We start from the raw sequence: 13700 nt of genomic DNA, 5'->3' as shown, positions 1-13700 counted from the left end.
TTTTTAAAAGAGGTCATGGCTGGCGAGCTAAAATAAATAATACCGCTGCGCCATCGGCAAAACTTCGGCCGGCTCACAGGTTAAGGTTTGACCATCAGCTTTCACCTCATAGGTTTGAGGGTCAACTTCCATCACCGGCTGATAATTATTCAGTACCATATCGGCCTTTTTAACACTGCGACAATTTTTAACTGCACTAAGGGGCCGCTCTAAGCCAAATGTTTCTGCAATACCCGCATCAATACCCGCCTGCGACACAAAGGTCACCGAGGTTTGAACACATGCTTTACCATAAGCGCCAAACATCGGGCGATAATGCACTGGCTGCGGAGTCGGAATTGAAGCATTGGGGTCACCCATTGGAGCCATCGCAATAGCGCCGCCCTTAAGAATCAACGAGGGCTTAGTACCAAAAAAAGCCGGCTTCCATAATACTAAATCTGCAAGTTTACCTACCTCAATAGAGCCAACTTCATGGCTTATGCCATGGGCAATAGCAGGGTTGATGGTGTATTTAGCAATGTAACGTTTTGCACGGAAGTTATCGTGGCCCGCATCTTTGCCATCAACCATATCTTCGGGTAGTGCACCGCGCTGCACGCGCATTTTATGCGCAGTTTGCCATGTGCGCGTTACCACCTCGCCAACGCGGCCCATTGCTTGAGAGTCTGAAGAAATCATCGAAAATGCGCCAAGGTCGTGCAAAATATCTTCGGCGGCAATGGTTTCTTTTCGAATGCGAGAATCGGCAAAAGCTACATCTTCAGGAATACTCGGATCGAGATGGTGGCACACCATTAACATGTCTAAATGTTCATCAACGGTATTAATCGTGTAGGGCCGTGTAGGGTTAGTGGACGATGGTAATACATTGTCTAAACCGCACGCTTTAATAATATCCGGAGCGTGGCCGCCGCCAGCGCCTTCCGTATGATAGGTGTGAATAGTACGGCCTTTAAATGCGGCAATAGTATCTTCAACAAAGCCGGATTCATTTAATGTGTCGGTATGAATCGCCACCTGTAAATCATATTTCTCTGCAACACCTAAACAACAATCAATTGATGCTGGCGTGGTGCCCCAATCTTCGTGCAGCTTAAGGCCAATAACACCGGCTTTGGCTTGCTCTTCTAACGCCTCTGGCAAACTGGCATTACCTTTACCTAAAAAGCCTAAATTCATTGGAAACGATTCGGCCGCTTGCAGCATTTTGCCAATGTGCCAAGGTCCTGGTGTGCAGGTTGTCGCATTTGTGCCAGTTGCAGGGCCTGTGCCGCCACCAATCATCGTAGTAATACCACTGACCAGCGCCTCTTCTATTTGCTGCGGGCAAATAAAGTGAATATGGGCATCAATACCGCCAGCGGTCACAATATGGCCCTCGCCTGCAATAACCTCGGTACCCGGCCCAACTTCAATCGTAATACCAGGCTGAATATCTGGGTTTCCCGCTTTACCTATCGCCGCAATGCGGCCCGCCTTAATGGCAATATCGGCTTTGACAATTCCCCAGTAATCTAGAATTAGCGCATTAGTAATTACTGTGTCGGGCGTATCGTGGCAGCTTGCTTGGCTTTGGCCCATACCATCGCGAATTACCTTACCGCCACCAAACTTTACCTCCTCCCCGTAAATCGTGTGGTCTTTTTCAACCTGTATCCACAATTCGGTATCCGCTAAACGCACTTTATCGCCTACTGTGGGGCCGAACATTTCAGCATAGGCGCGCTTATTCATCGTTTGTGAAGAGGTTTTTTTATCACTCATGATAAGTCCCCCATAATATCGCCACGAAAGCCATACACTTTACGGCGCCCCGCTAAAGCGACTAGCTCGATGCTTCGGTCTTGGCCCGGCTCAAATCGCACAGCAGTACCTGCAGCAATATTTAAGCGATAACCCTTTGCTTTTTCTCGGTCAAAAATCAATGCAGGGTTAGCCTCAAAGAAGTGGTAATGGCTACCCACCTGTACAGGGCGGTCGCCAGTATTTGCAACCGACAATGTAATTACATCACGGCCTTCATTTAACGGGATTTCCCCGTCGGCAATTTGATATTCACCAGGAATCATTTATTCGCTCCGCGCAGGTGGCGCTACACAATAGGGTTATGGACGGTGACAAGTTTTGTACCATCAGGGAAAGTTGCTTCGACTTGCACCTCGTGCACCATATGTTCTACACCTTCCATAACATCGTCTACGGTTAATAAAGTCCGCCCAAAAGCCATTAATTGCGCAACCGTTTTACCGTCGCGGGCGCCTTCCATTATTTCGAAACTGATTAACGCAACCGCTTCTGGGTAATTTAGCTTTAACCCCCTCGCCTTGCGTCGCTCGGCTAACTGGGCTGCACTAAATAGCAATAATTTATCTTTTTCTCGTGGCGTAAGCTCCATCGGAGGCCTCTAGTTTTTTAAATGTGTAAAATTAATGTGCGCAATAATATATTAATGATTAAGTCGCCCAAATACGTGGCGAAACCGCCGCTTTGCCATTTAACTCTGCGCGTAACCCATGCCATAAAAATTCGAAACCCAAGCGACATTCACAGGCCGAATCCCCTAAATAACGCACAATGCATAGCTCACCTTTTTGCGTTATCCCCCAGCGGCCATTAAAGCGTTGCTGCAATTTGCTAATCCACTGTTCGCGTTGCTCTCGCACGGTGGTAACCGTTAACACAAAAGTACCCATACTATTAGCGCCATCTAACCCCCAATGCCCTTTTTGCAGCGCGCTACCACCATCAACAACGTTGCGCTCGATTAACAAAGGGATACCATTGCGGTAAATGTGGATGGATTGAATACACTGGCCAGTATCAAAGGTTAAATCATTCGCTGGGCGGCCAAAGCATACAATATCCCACAACGCCAGCTTGGCGCTGTCACCATTCAGGTGCGCTTGCGTTTGCAATAATGTATTCGCGCCGCCAAATACTATCGTTTCCTGCGGTAGCCATTCCAAGCAGGCTTGCTCTGCAACAGCTAACTTAACCATTTGCTGTTGTTTTTCTGTGGCGTTATCCACACCGTAAACTTTACCAGCCGATGGCGTTGTAATTAAAGCGTGTGCACCACTTTGTACCTTCGCCTCAATCTGTAACTCATCCCCTAATACAAGCCCCCCTGGTGGGTGGATTAAATAGGTATGGCAACATGTAGGCTCGGGGTAAAAGGGCTTTAGTACGCGCAAGGGGCCGAAATGGCTGTTGCCCACTATGCGTGTGGTATCGCCCCTAAGTGCGAATTCCAAGGCTAAACTAGCCTGCCAGCAGCGAGTAATCGGTAAATGTTGCGCTGTCATAAAAGTCCGGTTTGCAAAAGTTAAGCCCTTGTTAGTCAAGATTTGTACCAGCCATAAACTCCGATGCTATAAGGCTTTGCTGCGCCCAAACAGCACCAATATGGCGCAATATTGATTTTTACAAACCATCGCGCACCACTATTGGACACTAACATATAGTTAAACTGCTCTTGTCGCTGGCCATATCTTTCCCGCTAGATTATCTTTAAGCCACCCACATAAATACCTAGCAAGCAGCAACCCGATATGCACAAATACAAAGCTAGCATACTTGCACTTCTATTCTCTGCTGGGGTTATGAGCACAGCTCACGCGCAGTGTGTCATTCTTTTGCACGGTTTAGCACGCAGCAGCAACTCTATGGCCAAAATGGAAGCCGCCCTTGCGCAAAATTACACTGTCATCAATGTTGACTACCCCTCAAGAGAACACACAGTAGAGGCGCTATCGGCTATCGCCATTGCGCCAGCGCTCGAGAAATGCGAGGGCAATACGGTAAATTTTGTTACGCATTCTATGGGTGGCATATTAGTGCGCCACTATTTAACCCAGCACCCAATAGAACAACTGGGCCGAATTGTCATGCTAGGGCCACCCAATCAAGGGAGTGAAGTCATCGATGCGCTAGGTGATTGGCCAGGTTTTGAATGGTTAAATGGCCCTGCCGGCCAACAGCTGGGCACTCAGGCCAACAGCCTTCCGTTAGCGCTTGGGCAAGTCGATGCCGAGGTTGGCATTATTGCCGGTGATCGCACCATCAATTTTATTTTATCGGCAATAATTCCAGCTGCCGACGACGGCAAAGTTGCCGTGGAACGCACCAAACTAAATGGCATGGAAGACCATATCATTATTCACACAACCCACCCATTTATGATGAAAAACAATGAGGTTATTATCCAAGTAAAGCACTTCTTGGCTAACGGCCATTTCGCCCACAATAAAACAACCACTGCGAAATAACACATGTATTTAGACATAGCATTAATTGCTGGTTGCACTGTAATTTTTGGCTGTATAGCAGGCTTAATCGAGCGTTCGTGGGTCAGTGGGCCTTTGATTTTTATGGCTATTGGCTATTTTTTTGGCCCTAATATGCTGGGCGTTTTTTCGTTTAGCGCCAATATTGATACCATTAAAATATTGGCCGAGCTCACGCTCGCTGTTGTATTGTTTAACGACGCCGCAAGCATAGGTTTAAAACCTTTGGAAAAGCACCCGCTTGTACCCACCCGCACATTGCTTATAGGGTTGCCATTAACCATAATACTTGGGGCAGTGTTAGCTGCTGCCATATTCCCCGAATTCACGTGGGTGCATGCTGCACTGCTCAGTATTATTCTTGCTCCGACCGATGCCGCCTTGGGTTTAGCGGTCATAAAAAACAAAGCCGTACCACAAGAAATACGCCGAGGGCTTAATGCCGAAAGCGGTCTTAACGATGGCATATGCGTGCCTTTTTTATTGGTTTTTTTAGCTTTAGCGCAAGGCCAAGCGGCCGAGCAATCCTTAGGTCAGTTTTTATTAACCACACTTGTTAAAGAGATCGGCATCGGCATTCTCACCGGAGTCTGTGCTGCAGCCGCCGGCTGGATTTTGTGCCGGCACGCGGTAAAAGCTCATTGGATTTCTAAGCGCTGGATTATTGTGCCAACCATATCCCTTGCGGTAATGACTTTTGGCTTAGCTCAATACATAGGCGGCAGTGGTTTTATTGCAGCTTTTTGTGGCGGACTGTTGTTTGGCGACAAGCTGCATGGTGCCTACAATGACGAGTTCGAAGAATCAGAAATTAACGGGGAAATTTTCTCGTTATTAACATGGTTACTCTTTGGCACGCTGATGATGAACATCATTAAAGATATCACATGGCAGCAGCTGTTTTATGCCGCACTAAGCTTAACTGTTATTCGCATGCTACCGGTATTTATTAGCCTTACTGGCAGCCAGCTATCAACCGAGAAAAAACTTTTCGTCGGCTGGTTTGGGCCACGCGGGCTAGCCAGCATTGTCTTTATTATTATGTTAATGCAAAGCGACATAACGTACAGTGAAACCATTATTAATACAGCCACCATTGCCATTATGTTAAGTGTGATACTACATGGGATAACTGCTTTTCCTTGGTCTAAGCGCTTTAAACAAGGCGCACCTAAAACGCCGGCAGACTAAAAGGTTACCCCTAGGAAAACATACAAACTTTTACCACCGGTATCCGATCTACCGTAGGCTAAATACGCTGGACCTATAGGGGTATCCCACCCTAAAAACAAGCTGCTACTGTGAATTAAATCAGAATAATCTACGTTCGATTTAGCATACCAAGCATTACCAGCTTCTACAGAGAACCCCAAATACAAGGGAAAATCAATCGCACCAAAATCGTTTTCAGCCAGCTGATAGGTATACACGCCGCTGGCAAAACGTACGTGCTGCCCCGATATAAAATTAGATGGGTTACCCGATAAGTTCAAAAAACCTCCGAGGCTCGCGCTGCCTAACAGCGATAAGGCATCGTGATTCAAGGTGCTTTGGTAACGCAACAGGCCTCTAATACTATGCCGCTGATACGACAAAACGCCATTGTATTGGGCATCAATAAAATTGGAGTAGTTGGATAAGTTCAACACTTCATCTCGGGTGCGAGACAATATGGCTTTTAAATTCCAACCCCTAGAAGGAAAACTAGCGTTATCCAAACTATCAAAATTAACTTCTAATATTCCGCCGCGCTGATCGACATGAATATCTTTTACCGTGGCATATTCATCCAAATAATCGGGCACATCAAAAACGCCTCGGCGATATAAAGCGCTAAGCGTCACCTCAAATTTATCCCAAGTATTCCAACCAATGCCCGCCGAAACAGTAGAATCTCTCGCTTGCACTGTTCCCAAGGCACGCCCAGCATCTTTATATTCAAATACCGTTCTTTCGTATTCCCCAAATACATCCCAAAAGAAACCGGTTTTTTTGATCGGCCAATACAGCTCGGTATTAATGACTTTTTCAGTGCCCACCTCAAATGAGCTTACCCACTCAGCGCCATATTGCGATAAATTGGTTAAGCGGTACGATGCGCCCAATTGGTACTCACTGAACGAGCTAAAATCGTCTTCAAAGTTAAACTTAAAATCGAGATAACCCGGCCCCCACTCTTTTTCATCAACCCTGATATTTAAAGCACTATCACCTTCCAGATCATCCCAAGAGGTGGTAATACGTGCAATAGTACCTTGACCATACAGCCTATTAATACCGGTATTAATTTCGTCCACTGCCATATTTTCCCCTACCGCCACGCCCATACGGTGTAAAATATAATCGTCATTGAGCCGTGTATTATTGCTAAGGTTAATGGCGCTTATCAGTATTTCGTCGTCAAATGGCAGGTTTTGTGTCGTTGTTGCGCCAGGCTGCGATGGCAATGGTGTTACGTCCCCGTCATTAAGCCCCGGCGCAATAATCGCCAAACTTCTTTGATTTAATTCAGTTAATGTTTGTTGGTAGCCTTTATCTACGGCCTCCAACACTCGGTCAAAGCTCAACAAGCCAATATCGCCTAACTCTGGAATAATTAATATATCGGAGGAAGTTAATAAGGCTTTTTGCTCGGCTACGTTTCGGCCAGTTAGGAATTTAGTGAGCTGCAATAAAATTGCAACACCAGAGTTAAGCTCGTCTTTACTGTTAGCTGAAGCACCAATATCTACCGCAATAACGATATCAGCGCCTAAATTTTTAGCCACGCTAATAGGTACATTATTTGCGATACCGCCATCTACCAGTATTCGCCCTTCGTGTACAATTGGACGCACGATTCCAGGCAATGACATAGAAGCCTGCATCGCCGTAGCTAGATCACCATAAGATAAAACAATTTCTTCACCGGTTTCGGCATCTGCAGCCACGGCTCTAAAAGGAATAGGCAATTGATCAAAGCTAGTAAAATTAGGGTAAGTTCCCAACATACTATCAAGCAACGTCTTCATACTTTGCCCCTGAATAAACCCTTTGGGTATGCTCACTCCCTTGCGCGTCAGTCCCAAATCGACGTGTATTTGAAATTCATCTAGCTGCCGTTTACGCCGCATTGGAATATCGCTGCGTGTTAAATTATCTCGGTACCCAGAATTCCAGTCGGCTTGCTGAAATAGCTGCGCAATAGCGGCTGAGTCTTTGCCACTCGCATACAAGCCTCCCACAAAAGCGCCAATACTTGTCCCCACAACTAAATCAACAGGAATGTGCCGTTCTTCTAACGCTTGAATAACGCCAATATGGGCGCCGCCCTTTGCGCCACCGCCCCCCAAAACTAATGCCACACACGGTCTATTGTCCACCTCAGAACACGGGCCATCGTCTACGCTGGGCGATGATTTGGCATAACGTTGATCAGCTACCGCCACGTTAAATGCAATAGAAATAATCAGCAACAAAGGTAAGGCCGCAAAGACCAAGCGATTTTTCATGGAAGGGTCACAAATTTTAAACGGCGTTTTTAGCTCACACACCAACGATCATACCTGCGTCGTTGGTGATCGCATTTATTTAAAACCGGCCAGAAAATAATCTGCTTGCCGGCCTTTTTATGTGTGATTGTATTGTTGCTAGCCCGCAAGCAAGTACAGTGGGATGTTAGCGCTGGCTTTCGCCGAATGGATATTGATTTAACCCTTACTAACTCACAAGACGAAACATCTCTACAGCTAGGCATCAAAGGGCCCTACCTTGGGTTGCATGCAAGTTTTTGAAGCGCCGTTTACTTCACACTAATTACGCATAGCCTTAAAAATAAACCCGTAAAACCGTTTCAGCAACGCAAGCTAAGCGGCGGCTGCCGTCTATTTCTACACTAATTTCATTAACGACATCCACGCTGCGTTTGGATGGGATTAAATCAATTAATTTTGTGCGCGCACGTACACGAGACCCCGCTTTTACAGGGTAAGGGAAGCGTACACGGTTCAAGCCATAGTTCACCAACATACGCGCTTCAGGGTAGGGGTTGTTTTCAGGGTTGACCGAGTCGGTTAATTTAGGCAATAGCGCCAACGTTAAAAAGCCGTGGGCAATGGTGCACCCAAAAGGGGATTCTTTCGCGGCGCGCTCGGGGTCAGTATGAATCCATTGATGATCATCGGTAACCTCTGCAAAGCTATTAATGCACTCTTGACCAATACAGTGCCAGTCACCCATGAAGGTTTCTTCATCTAACTTTTGATACCACTTATCATAGAAGCTTCGCGCTTCTGGGCTAATCGTTTGTGGCAGCTCTGGCTCACGCTCAAAAAACGGGTTTATCTTACCGACCCAAGGGTTGTTGAGGGTGTTACTAAGTGTGAGGCTAAATTTTTCAGACAAGTTGCGCAACTGCGGCTCAAAACGAGATTTAAACTCAACCGTTTTAAATTGCTCGCGCAATACCCGCTCTTTTTCTTTTAAAAACTCAACAACACTCATAGATGATTCCGTCCCAATGAATAAATAAAAATACCACTAACCACCTTTACACCATCCGTTGCTAATCCCCTTTAAGATGGGTAAACCCAAGTTATAACGCCCATAATGTTTTACCCAAACCAAAACCAATGGCACCGTAGTGCTCAGTTCGCACAAGGGGACTGTGTTCAAAGGTAGCGCCAGAAAGGTTATCGTAACGCAAATACACACCTAATAACCAGCCACTCGACCAACGGCGGCGTAAAGAGATTTTACTGTAACTACCTGAATAGCCCGCTCGTGCCTCGTATACCGGCCGCGCTTGCGTGGCATATTCGGGCGCAACGGCGTAGTAATAGCTGTGGTATTTGTCGCTCCCCCATAAAGCACCTAGCGAAACACCCAGGTTCCAACCGCCAAAAATCACGGGCTTGCGCCACACTAAGCGGGGGTTAAACACATAGCCGCGCTGGCGAACGCCCTCGCCCCCCAAGGTAACAACCACTCGAGCAGGGAAACGCAAGGCCCAGCCGTCGTTAAAGCTTGGGCCACTTAAACGAATATTCAGCGATGGCCCAGCTTCAAAAGCCGAATCGAGCTCTGGCATACCTGCTCTTGCAGTATTGTCTTCGCCATCGCCACTTAGTGCGGCATCTGCCGATAAGTTAAATTGTATACGGCTATTTTCGAATAACTCCCCGCGGGCGCCGTCGCGATTAATTTTTATATAGCGCCCAGTGTAAAGAATCAAAGGCAAAGGCAGCGCCTTGATATGCGTTTGGTTAGAACCGCGATAATCCGGTAACGCTTGGCCGCCAATACCAAAGCCAAGTTCCCAGCGCGGCTTACCGGTAGTGGCTGTTAACGCATTTGGCGATGAGGGGGGATTCGCCTCGGCATATACCAAACTGCTCACACTTAACCCTATTGACAACAACAATATAGGCGCCAAAACCACTAATCGCGCTACAATCTTCAGCCGCGCCATTACAGCTACCAGCAGTAAAGCCAACGTAATAAAACCTTTCAATGGCAATGTCCCTTGGAATAATTTTTGACGAATAAACACCGCCACAACCGCCAACTCAATCACAAAAAAGTGGCGGGCTGAATTTTACGGTGCGGTTTGCGCCATAGCTACCGTCTTTTGAGAAATAAACAAGGAGCAATATCATGTTCACCTCAAAACACCCGCTTAAACAACCCCGGTTACAACGCCCCCAGCTACAACAGCCCTTGTTAAAACATTGTGCCCTTGCGCTGCTGCTGGCTACCCTACCGTTTACCTTAGTCGCCTGCGGCAGTGGGGGCGGTGATGCAAAAGACCCGCAAGCCGTAAACCCTTCGGATACTCACCCAGGGCTTAGGCCTTTACCCGAAGTCGGTGAAACCGCGCCAGACCCCAGCGAAAACAGCTCAGCCTTGCCGGCAGCGACCACGTCGTTTTTCTTTAGTTATGATGAATCGGGCAGCACCGCATCGCGTGATTTAACCTTTGCAGCACTGGCCGATGGCAAGGCCCCGCAGCGTAGCTGGGGCCGGCCGTATGAGTACTTAAACGCAGAAAGCTTTGACCATTTTGATTTGACCATGGCTGCACCGTTTAATGTTTCCATGGGGTTGTACAAAGCCTCCACCGGCGAGATACCCGTTGGCCGCTCGGTAAATGGGTCTGTGTACGCGCTAGGCATAAACCTCACGGGGCCTACACTTACCCATGCAGAACGCGACAATGTTGCACTTACATTATTGGTTGATATTTCAGGCTCAATGACAATGCCATATTCAGACGCCGCCCACGGCGAGATTTACACACGCCTAGATGTCGTTAAAGAAGGCCTATTTCGCCTACTTACACAACTAAAAGAAGGCGACATACTCAGCTTAGTAACCTTTGAACGTAGCGCAAAAACAGTGATTGACCGCTGGGTGTACCAAGACGATGACAACAGCTTTTTTAATGCCATTGCCAGCCTTAAAGCCACCGGCAGTACCAATTTAGATCGCGGCATTGACGAAGCTTATAGTGCAGCAAACGCCTTGTTCGACCCCGAAAAATCTAACCGCGTCATCATTTTAACCGACGCCAATGCCAACACCGGCGAAGTGGACCCAGCCGTAATTGCACAAAGCACGGTAATTAACGACGCCGAAGGCATTCACTTTTCGGGTATTGGTATAGGCGAAGGCTTTGACGACCGCTTTTTAAATGAGCTAACCGATATCGGCAAAGGCACATACACCGCAATGATCACCCCCAACGATGCCCAACGCATTTTCGCCGATAACTTTATGCGTTTTTTATCACCAGCCGTTAAAAATGTGAAATTCCAGCTGACCTACCCTCAAGCATTAAATCAGTTTTATTCGGCCGCCGAAGATATTTCTACCGATGCTGGCGAAGTCAGTAGCATTAACTTTTCGTATAACTCAGAGCAATTCTTTTTAGAACTTTTTGAAGGCGCAGGATTTTTAAGCCCCGAACTAGAAATTTCGCTAGGCATAAGCTTTACCGATGCCCAAGGTGAAGACCAGCAACTCACCATTACCAAAACCTTGGAGCAACTACGCGCAGTAGGTGAAGACGAAATTAAATCGGCAGTCACGGTCACCACCCTCGCACAACTAGTTGCAGGGCAAGTAACCTGTACCGAAGTGATGAGTAGCAGTTTGTACGAACAAGATATCCGCACCTATACCTTCGAAAAATACAAACAAGGCGTTAAGGATTTTTGTTTAGCGAACTAGGCAGCTAACGCGTAAGCATGGTTCATGCATCGCATACATGCAGAACCGTGCTAGCCTGTGGTTTTTAATATCGCCCTATTGAAAGCAATTGGTGCACAGCCCCATCAACCGCAGTAAACCATCAAAGTCTACACAGCCCCTTGACGCATCTGACACGCGATAAAAATGATTCGTAAGGAATCGATAACGCCACATATCATGTAAACAAACACAGCGCCGTAATTTTTTTACGGGAACAGCGACTTCTGCTATGCTAGCACCACGATTTACCGAGGCTACGCGTAATGCTGCATAAATTTTCCGTAAAAAACTTCCGCAACTTCGCCGATTGGCTAACGTTTGACCTATCTAGCCAGCAATATGAGTTTAATGAGAACGCCGTCAAAGATGGCGGGGTTTTACATGGGATGATCTACGGCCCCAATGGCAGCGGCAAGTCCAATCTAGGTTTAGCCATGGTCGATCCTATACTGCACCTTATCGACTCCCCTAAGTACTTTAGCAATTTAGATACTAACTACCTTAATGGCAGCCCTGCCGTGGGAATGGCTGAATTTGCTTTTGAATTTCGCATCAATGGCGCGGATATTATTTACCGCTATGGCAAAAAGTCACGCCAACAACTGGTTTACGAACAGCTAAGTATTGCTGGGGATACCGTTTTAGAGATAGATCGCCGTAACTCCACTCGCGCAAATATCAACTTGCAGGGAGCACAATCGCTTAAAACCGATGTAGGCACCTCCGAAATTTCTCTTCTTAAATACGTGCGTAGTAATGCCATTTTGGATGACAACCTAACCAATCAGCGGCTAGCTCAGTTACTTGTTTTTATCGAAGGCATGGTTTTTTTCCGCACTCTAAACTCCACAACAACCGGGGAATATGTGGGGAATAATATCGGCGTCGATCGCTTATCGCAAAGCATTATCGATAATGATTCAGTTAAAGACTTTGAGCAATTCTTAAACCAATCGGGGGTCGAATGCACTTTAACGGTCGACACGACAAACAAAGGTGATAAAGGCATCTATTTTGACTTTGGCGATGCAAAGCTAGAGTTTGGTTTAGCCGCTTCTACGGGTACGCTTTCACTGGGTATTTTTTATTTTTGGTGGCTGCGCTTTCAAAACAATGCTATTACCTTTGCCTATATTGACGAGTTTGATGCTTTTTATCATCACGCTCTTGCATCGACAATTGTTGATAAAGTTGCCCACGCCAAATGCCAAACAATTATGACCACTCATAATACGGGTGTAATGAGCAACGACCTATTACGGCCAGACTGCTATTTTGTACTAGACAAACACATCCAACCCATCACTGCCTTAACTGGCAAAGAGCTGCGAAAAGCTCACAACCTAGAAAAAATTTATAAAGGCTTATCCAGCTAATGGAGCGCACACTATTTGTTTTTGAAGGTGAAGGGCGTGAAAAATTATATTTTGAAAGTCTAGAGCGATCTTTTTTCAGCGGTGAGCAAAGCCGTATTCTAGTGACTTTCCAAAACGACATATACGAGCTGTATAAGCAACTTAAAGCAGATGACGACTTAAACCCTTATGAACTCATCAAAGAGCTGAACCCCTTAGCCAAAAACAGAGAATCACTAGGCAAACTGCGGCGCGATCAAATTAGTCAGATTTATCTGTTTTTTGATATGGAGCCACACGACGACCACTATGACAGCCAAAAGCTTTTAGACATGCTCGCACATTTTGATAATGAGACCGAGCATGGAAAACTGTTTATCAGCTACCCCATGATTGAAGCCTTAAGAGATATTGACGATAGCACCGAATACTTAACCCGTACGGTTAGCCTGGAAGATTGCAGAGGTAAAATCTATAAAGGACTTTCTGCGCAACGTGGAAATAGTATTTATCAAGACGCCAGAAAAATAGATAAAGCTGTTTGGCAAACCTTGATTATGGCCAACTTGCAAAAAGCCAATTATTTAATCTCTGGAACCATAAGCCAAGCCCCGGTTATTGACCAACATGCTATCGCACAGTCTCAGCTTGACCAGCACTTACCCAATGGCGAGGTTGCAATACTAAGTGCATTCCCAATATTTTTAGGCGATTATTTTGGCCGTAAAATAATTTTTTTTAAATAATAATGAAAAAGCCCCCCCCAATAAAGCGATAGGGTAAAACCGGATACAACCCTTAGCGGCAAGAAGTCGCCGAGAGCCTC

The 13700-nt window shown here is 46.4% G+C and carries 12 protein-coding genes; 5 read left to right on the top strand and 7 right to left on the bottom strand.

All coding sequences use genetic code 11. The features are described from left to right. Positions 1 to 27 precede the first annotated feature (27 nt). From ureC to MARGE09_RS08325, 4 genes are read right to left on the bottom strand one after another with little or no spacing between them, the layout of a single operon-like run. Positions 28 to 1737: an urease subunit alpha gene (ureC, locus tag MARGE09_RS08340; RefSeq protein WP_275068749.1), complete on the bottom strand. Its 1710-nt coding sequence runs from the start codon at positions 1735 to 1737 to the stop codon at positions 28 to 30. Positions 1738 to 1763: 26 nt separating this feature from the next. Then, positions 1764 to 2072 (bottom strand): urease subunit beta, encoded by a 309-nt coding sequence (locus MARGE09_RS08335; protein ID WP_236986872.1) that lies wholly within the window; start codon positions 2070 to 2072, stop codon positions 1764 to 1766. A gap of 23 nt (positions 2073 to 2095) precedes the next feature. Next, positions 2096 to 2398: an urease subunit gamma gene (ureA, locus tag MARGE09_RS08330; RefSeq protein WP_236986871.1), complete on the bottom strand. Its 303-nt coding sequence runs from the start codon at positions 2396 to 2398 to the stop codon at positions 2096 to 2098. A gap of 58 nt (positions 2399 to 2456) precedes the next feature. Then, on the bottom strand, positions 2457 to 3308 hold the full coding sequence (locus MARGE09_RS08325) for an urease accessory protein UreD (RefSeq protein ID WP_236986870.1): 852 nt from the start codon (positions 3306 to 3308) through the stop codon (positions 2457 to 2459). A gap of 297 nt (positions 3309 to 3605) precedes the next feature. Between MARGE09_RS08325 and MARGE09_RS08320 the strand changes: the two genes are divergently transcribed. Beyond that, positions 3606 to 4271, top strand: coding sequence for an alpha/beta fold hydrolase (locus tag MARGE09_RS08320; protein WP_236986869.1), 666 nt, complete (start codon positions 3606 to 3608; stop codon positions 4269 to 4271). 3 nt (positions 4272 to 4274) lie between these two features. Then, positions 4275 to 5480, top strand: coding sequence for a cation:proton antiporter (locus MARGE09_RS08315; RefSeq protein ID WP_236986868.1), 1206 nt, complete (start codon positions 4275 to 4277; stop codon positions 5478 to 5480). On the opposite strand, the gene MARGE09_RS08310 is transcribed toward MARGE09_RS08315, so the two are convergent. The 3 genes from MARGE09_RS08310 to MARGE09_RS08300 all read right to left on the bottom strand — a co-directional run bounded on the left by MARGE09_RS08310 (position 5477) and on the right by MARGE09_RS08300 (position 9819). Then, a complete protein-coding gene (locus MARGE09_RS08310) occupies positions 5477 to 7780 on the bottom strand; it encodes a patatin-like phospholipase family protein (RefSeq protein ID WP_236986867.1) in 2304 nt (767 codons plus the stop codon). The genes MARGE09_RS08315 and MARGE09_RS08310 overlap by 4 nt on opposite strands. Positions 7781 to 8096: 316 nt before the next feature. Beyond that, positions 8097 to 8771 carry a MaoC family dehydratase gene (locus MARGE09_RS21625; protein WP_275068746.1) on the bottom strand — a complete coding sequence of 225 codons (675 nt, stop codon included), beginning with the start codon at positions 8769 to 8771 and terminating at the stop codon, positions 8097 to 8099. 91 nt (positions 8772 to 8862) lie between these two features. Further along, on the bottom strand, positions 8863 to 9819 hold the full coding sequence (locus MARGE09_RS08300) for a MipA/OmpV family protein (protein ID WP_236986866.1): 957 nt from the start codon (positions 9817 to 9819) through the stop codon (positions 8863 to 8865). 104 nt (positions 9820 to 9923) lie between these two features. Here MARGE09_RS08300 and MARGE09_RS08295 point away from each other — a divergent pair, with 104 nt between their 5' ends. The 3 genes from MARGE09_RS08295 (at position 9924) to MARGE09_RS08285 (ending at position 13620) form a co-directional block, all read left to right on the top strand. After that, complete coding sequence (locus MARGE09_RS08295) at positions 9924 to 11498, top strand: vWA domain-containing protein (RefSeq protein ID WP_236986865.1); 1575 nt, start codon at positions 9924 to 9926, stop codon at positions 11496 to 11498. Between the two features lie 284 nt (positions 11499 to 11782). After that, complete coding sequence (locus MARGE09_RS08290; protein WP_236986864.1) at positions 11783 to 12895, top strand: AAA family ATPase; 1113 nt, start codon at positions 11783 to 11785, stop codon at positions 12893 to 12895. Next, positions 12895 to 13620, top strand: a complete 726-nt coding sequence (locus MARGE09_RS08285; protein WP_236986863.1) for an RloB family protein — start codon at positions 12895 to 12897, stop codon at positions 13618 to 13620. The genes MARGE09_RS08290 and MARGE09_RS08285 overlap by 1 nt, the downstream gene beginning before the upstream one ends. Positions 13621 to 13700 lie beyond the last annotated feature (80 nt).

It is taken from the genome of Marinagarivorans cellulosilyticus (genome assembly GCF_021655555.1).
Taxonomy (GTDB): Bacteria; Pseudomonadota; Gammaproteobacteria; order Pseudomonadales; family Cellvibrionaceae; genus Marinagarivorans; species Marinagarivorans cellulosilyticus.
Note: the sequence above shows the minus strand (reverse complement) of the source record. Positions and strands in the feature narration are given on the sequence as shown.

Excerpts from the sequence above, each read along its gene's own strand:
- MARGE09_RS08285 (WP_236986863.1), top strand. The coding sequence starts at position 12,895 with ATGGAGCGCACACTATTTGTTTTTGAAGGTGAAGGGCGTGAAAAATTA.
- MARGE09_RS08310 (WP_236986867.1), bottom strand. The coding sequence starts at position 7,780 with ATGAAAAATCGCTTGGTCTTTGCGGCCTTACCTTTGTTGCTGATTATT.
- MARGE09_RS21625 (WP_275068746.1), bottom strand. The coding sequence starts at position 8,771 with ATGAGTGTTGTTGAGTTTTTAAAAGAAAAAGAGCGGGTATTGCGCGAG.
- MARGE09_RS08320 (WP_236986869.1), top strand. The coding sequence starts at position 3,606 with ATGAGCACAGCTCACGCGCAGTGTGTCATTCTTTTGCACGGTTTAGCA.
- MARGE09_RS08325 (WP_236986870.1), bottom strand. The coding sequence starts at position 3,308 with ATGACAGCGCAACATTTACCGATTACTCGCTGCTGGCAGGCTAGTTTA.
- MARGE09_RS08290 (WP_236986864.1), top strand. The coding sequence starts at position 11,783 with ATGCTGCATAAATTTTCCGTAAAAAACTTCCGCAACTTCGCCGATTGG.
- MARGE09_RS08315 (WP_236986868.1), top strand. The coding sequence starts at position 4,275 with ATGTATTTAGACATAGCATTAATTGCTGGTTGCACTGTAATTTTTGGC.
- MARGE09_RS08335 (WP_236986872.1), bottom strand. The coding sequence starts at position 2,072 with ATGATTCCTGGTGAATATCAAATTGCCGACGGGGAAATCCCGTTAAAT.
- ureA (WP_236986871.1), bottom strand. The coding sequence starts at position 2,398 with ATGGAGCTTACGCCACGAGAAAAAGATAAATTATTGCTATTTAGTGCA.
- ureC (WP_275068749.1), bottom strand. The coding sequence starts at position 1,737 with ATGAATAAGCGCGCCTATGCTGAAATGTTCGGCCCCACAGTAGGCGAT.
- MARGE09_RS08295 (WP_236986865.1), top strand. The coding sequence starts at position 9,924 with ATGTTCACCTCAAAACACCCGCTTAAACAACCCCGGTTACAACGCCCC.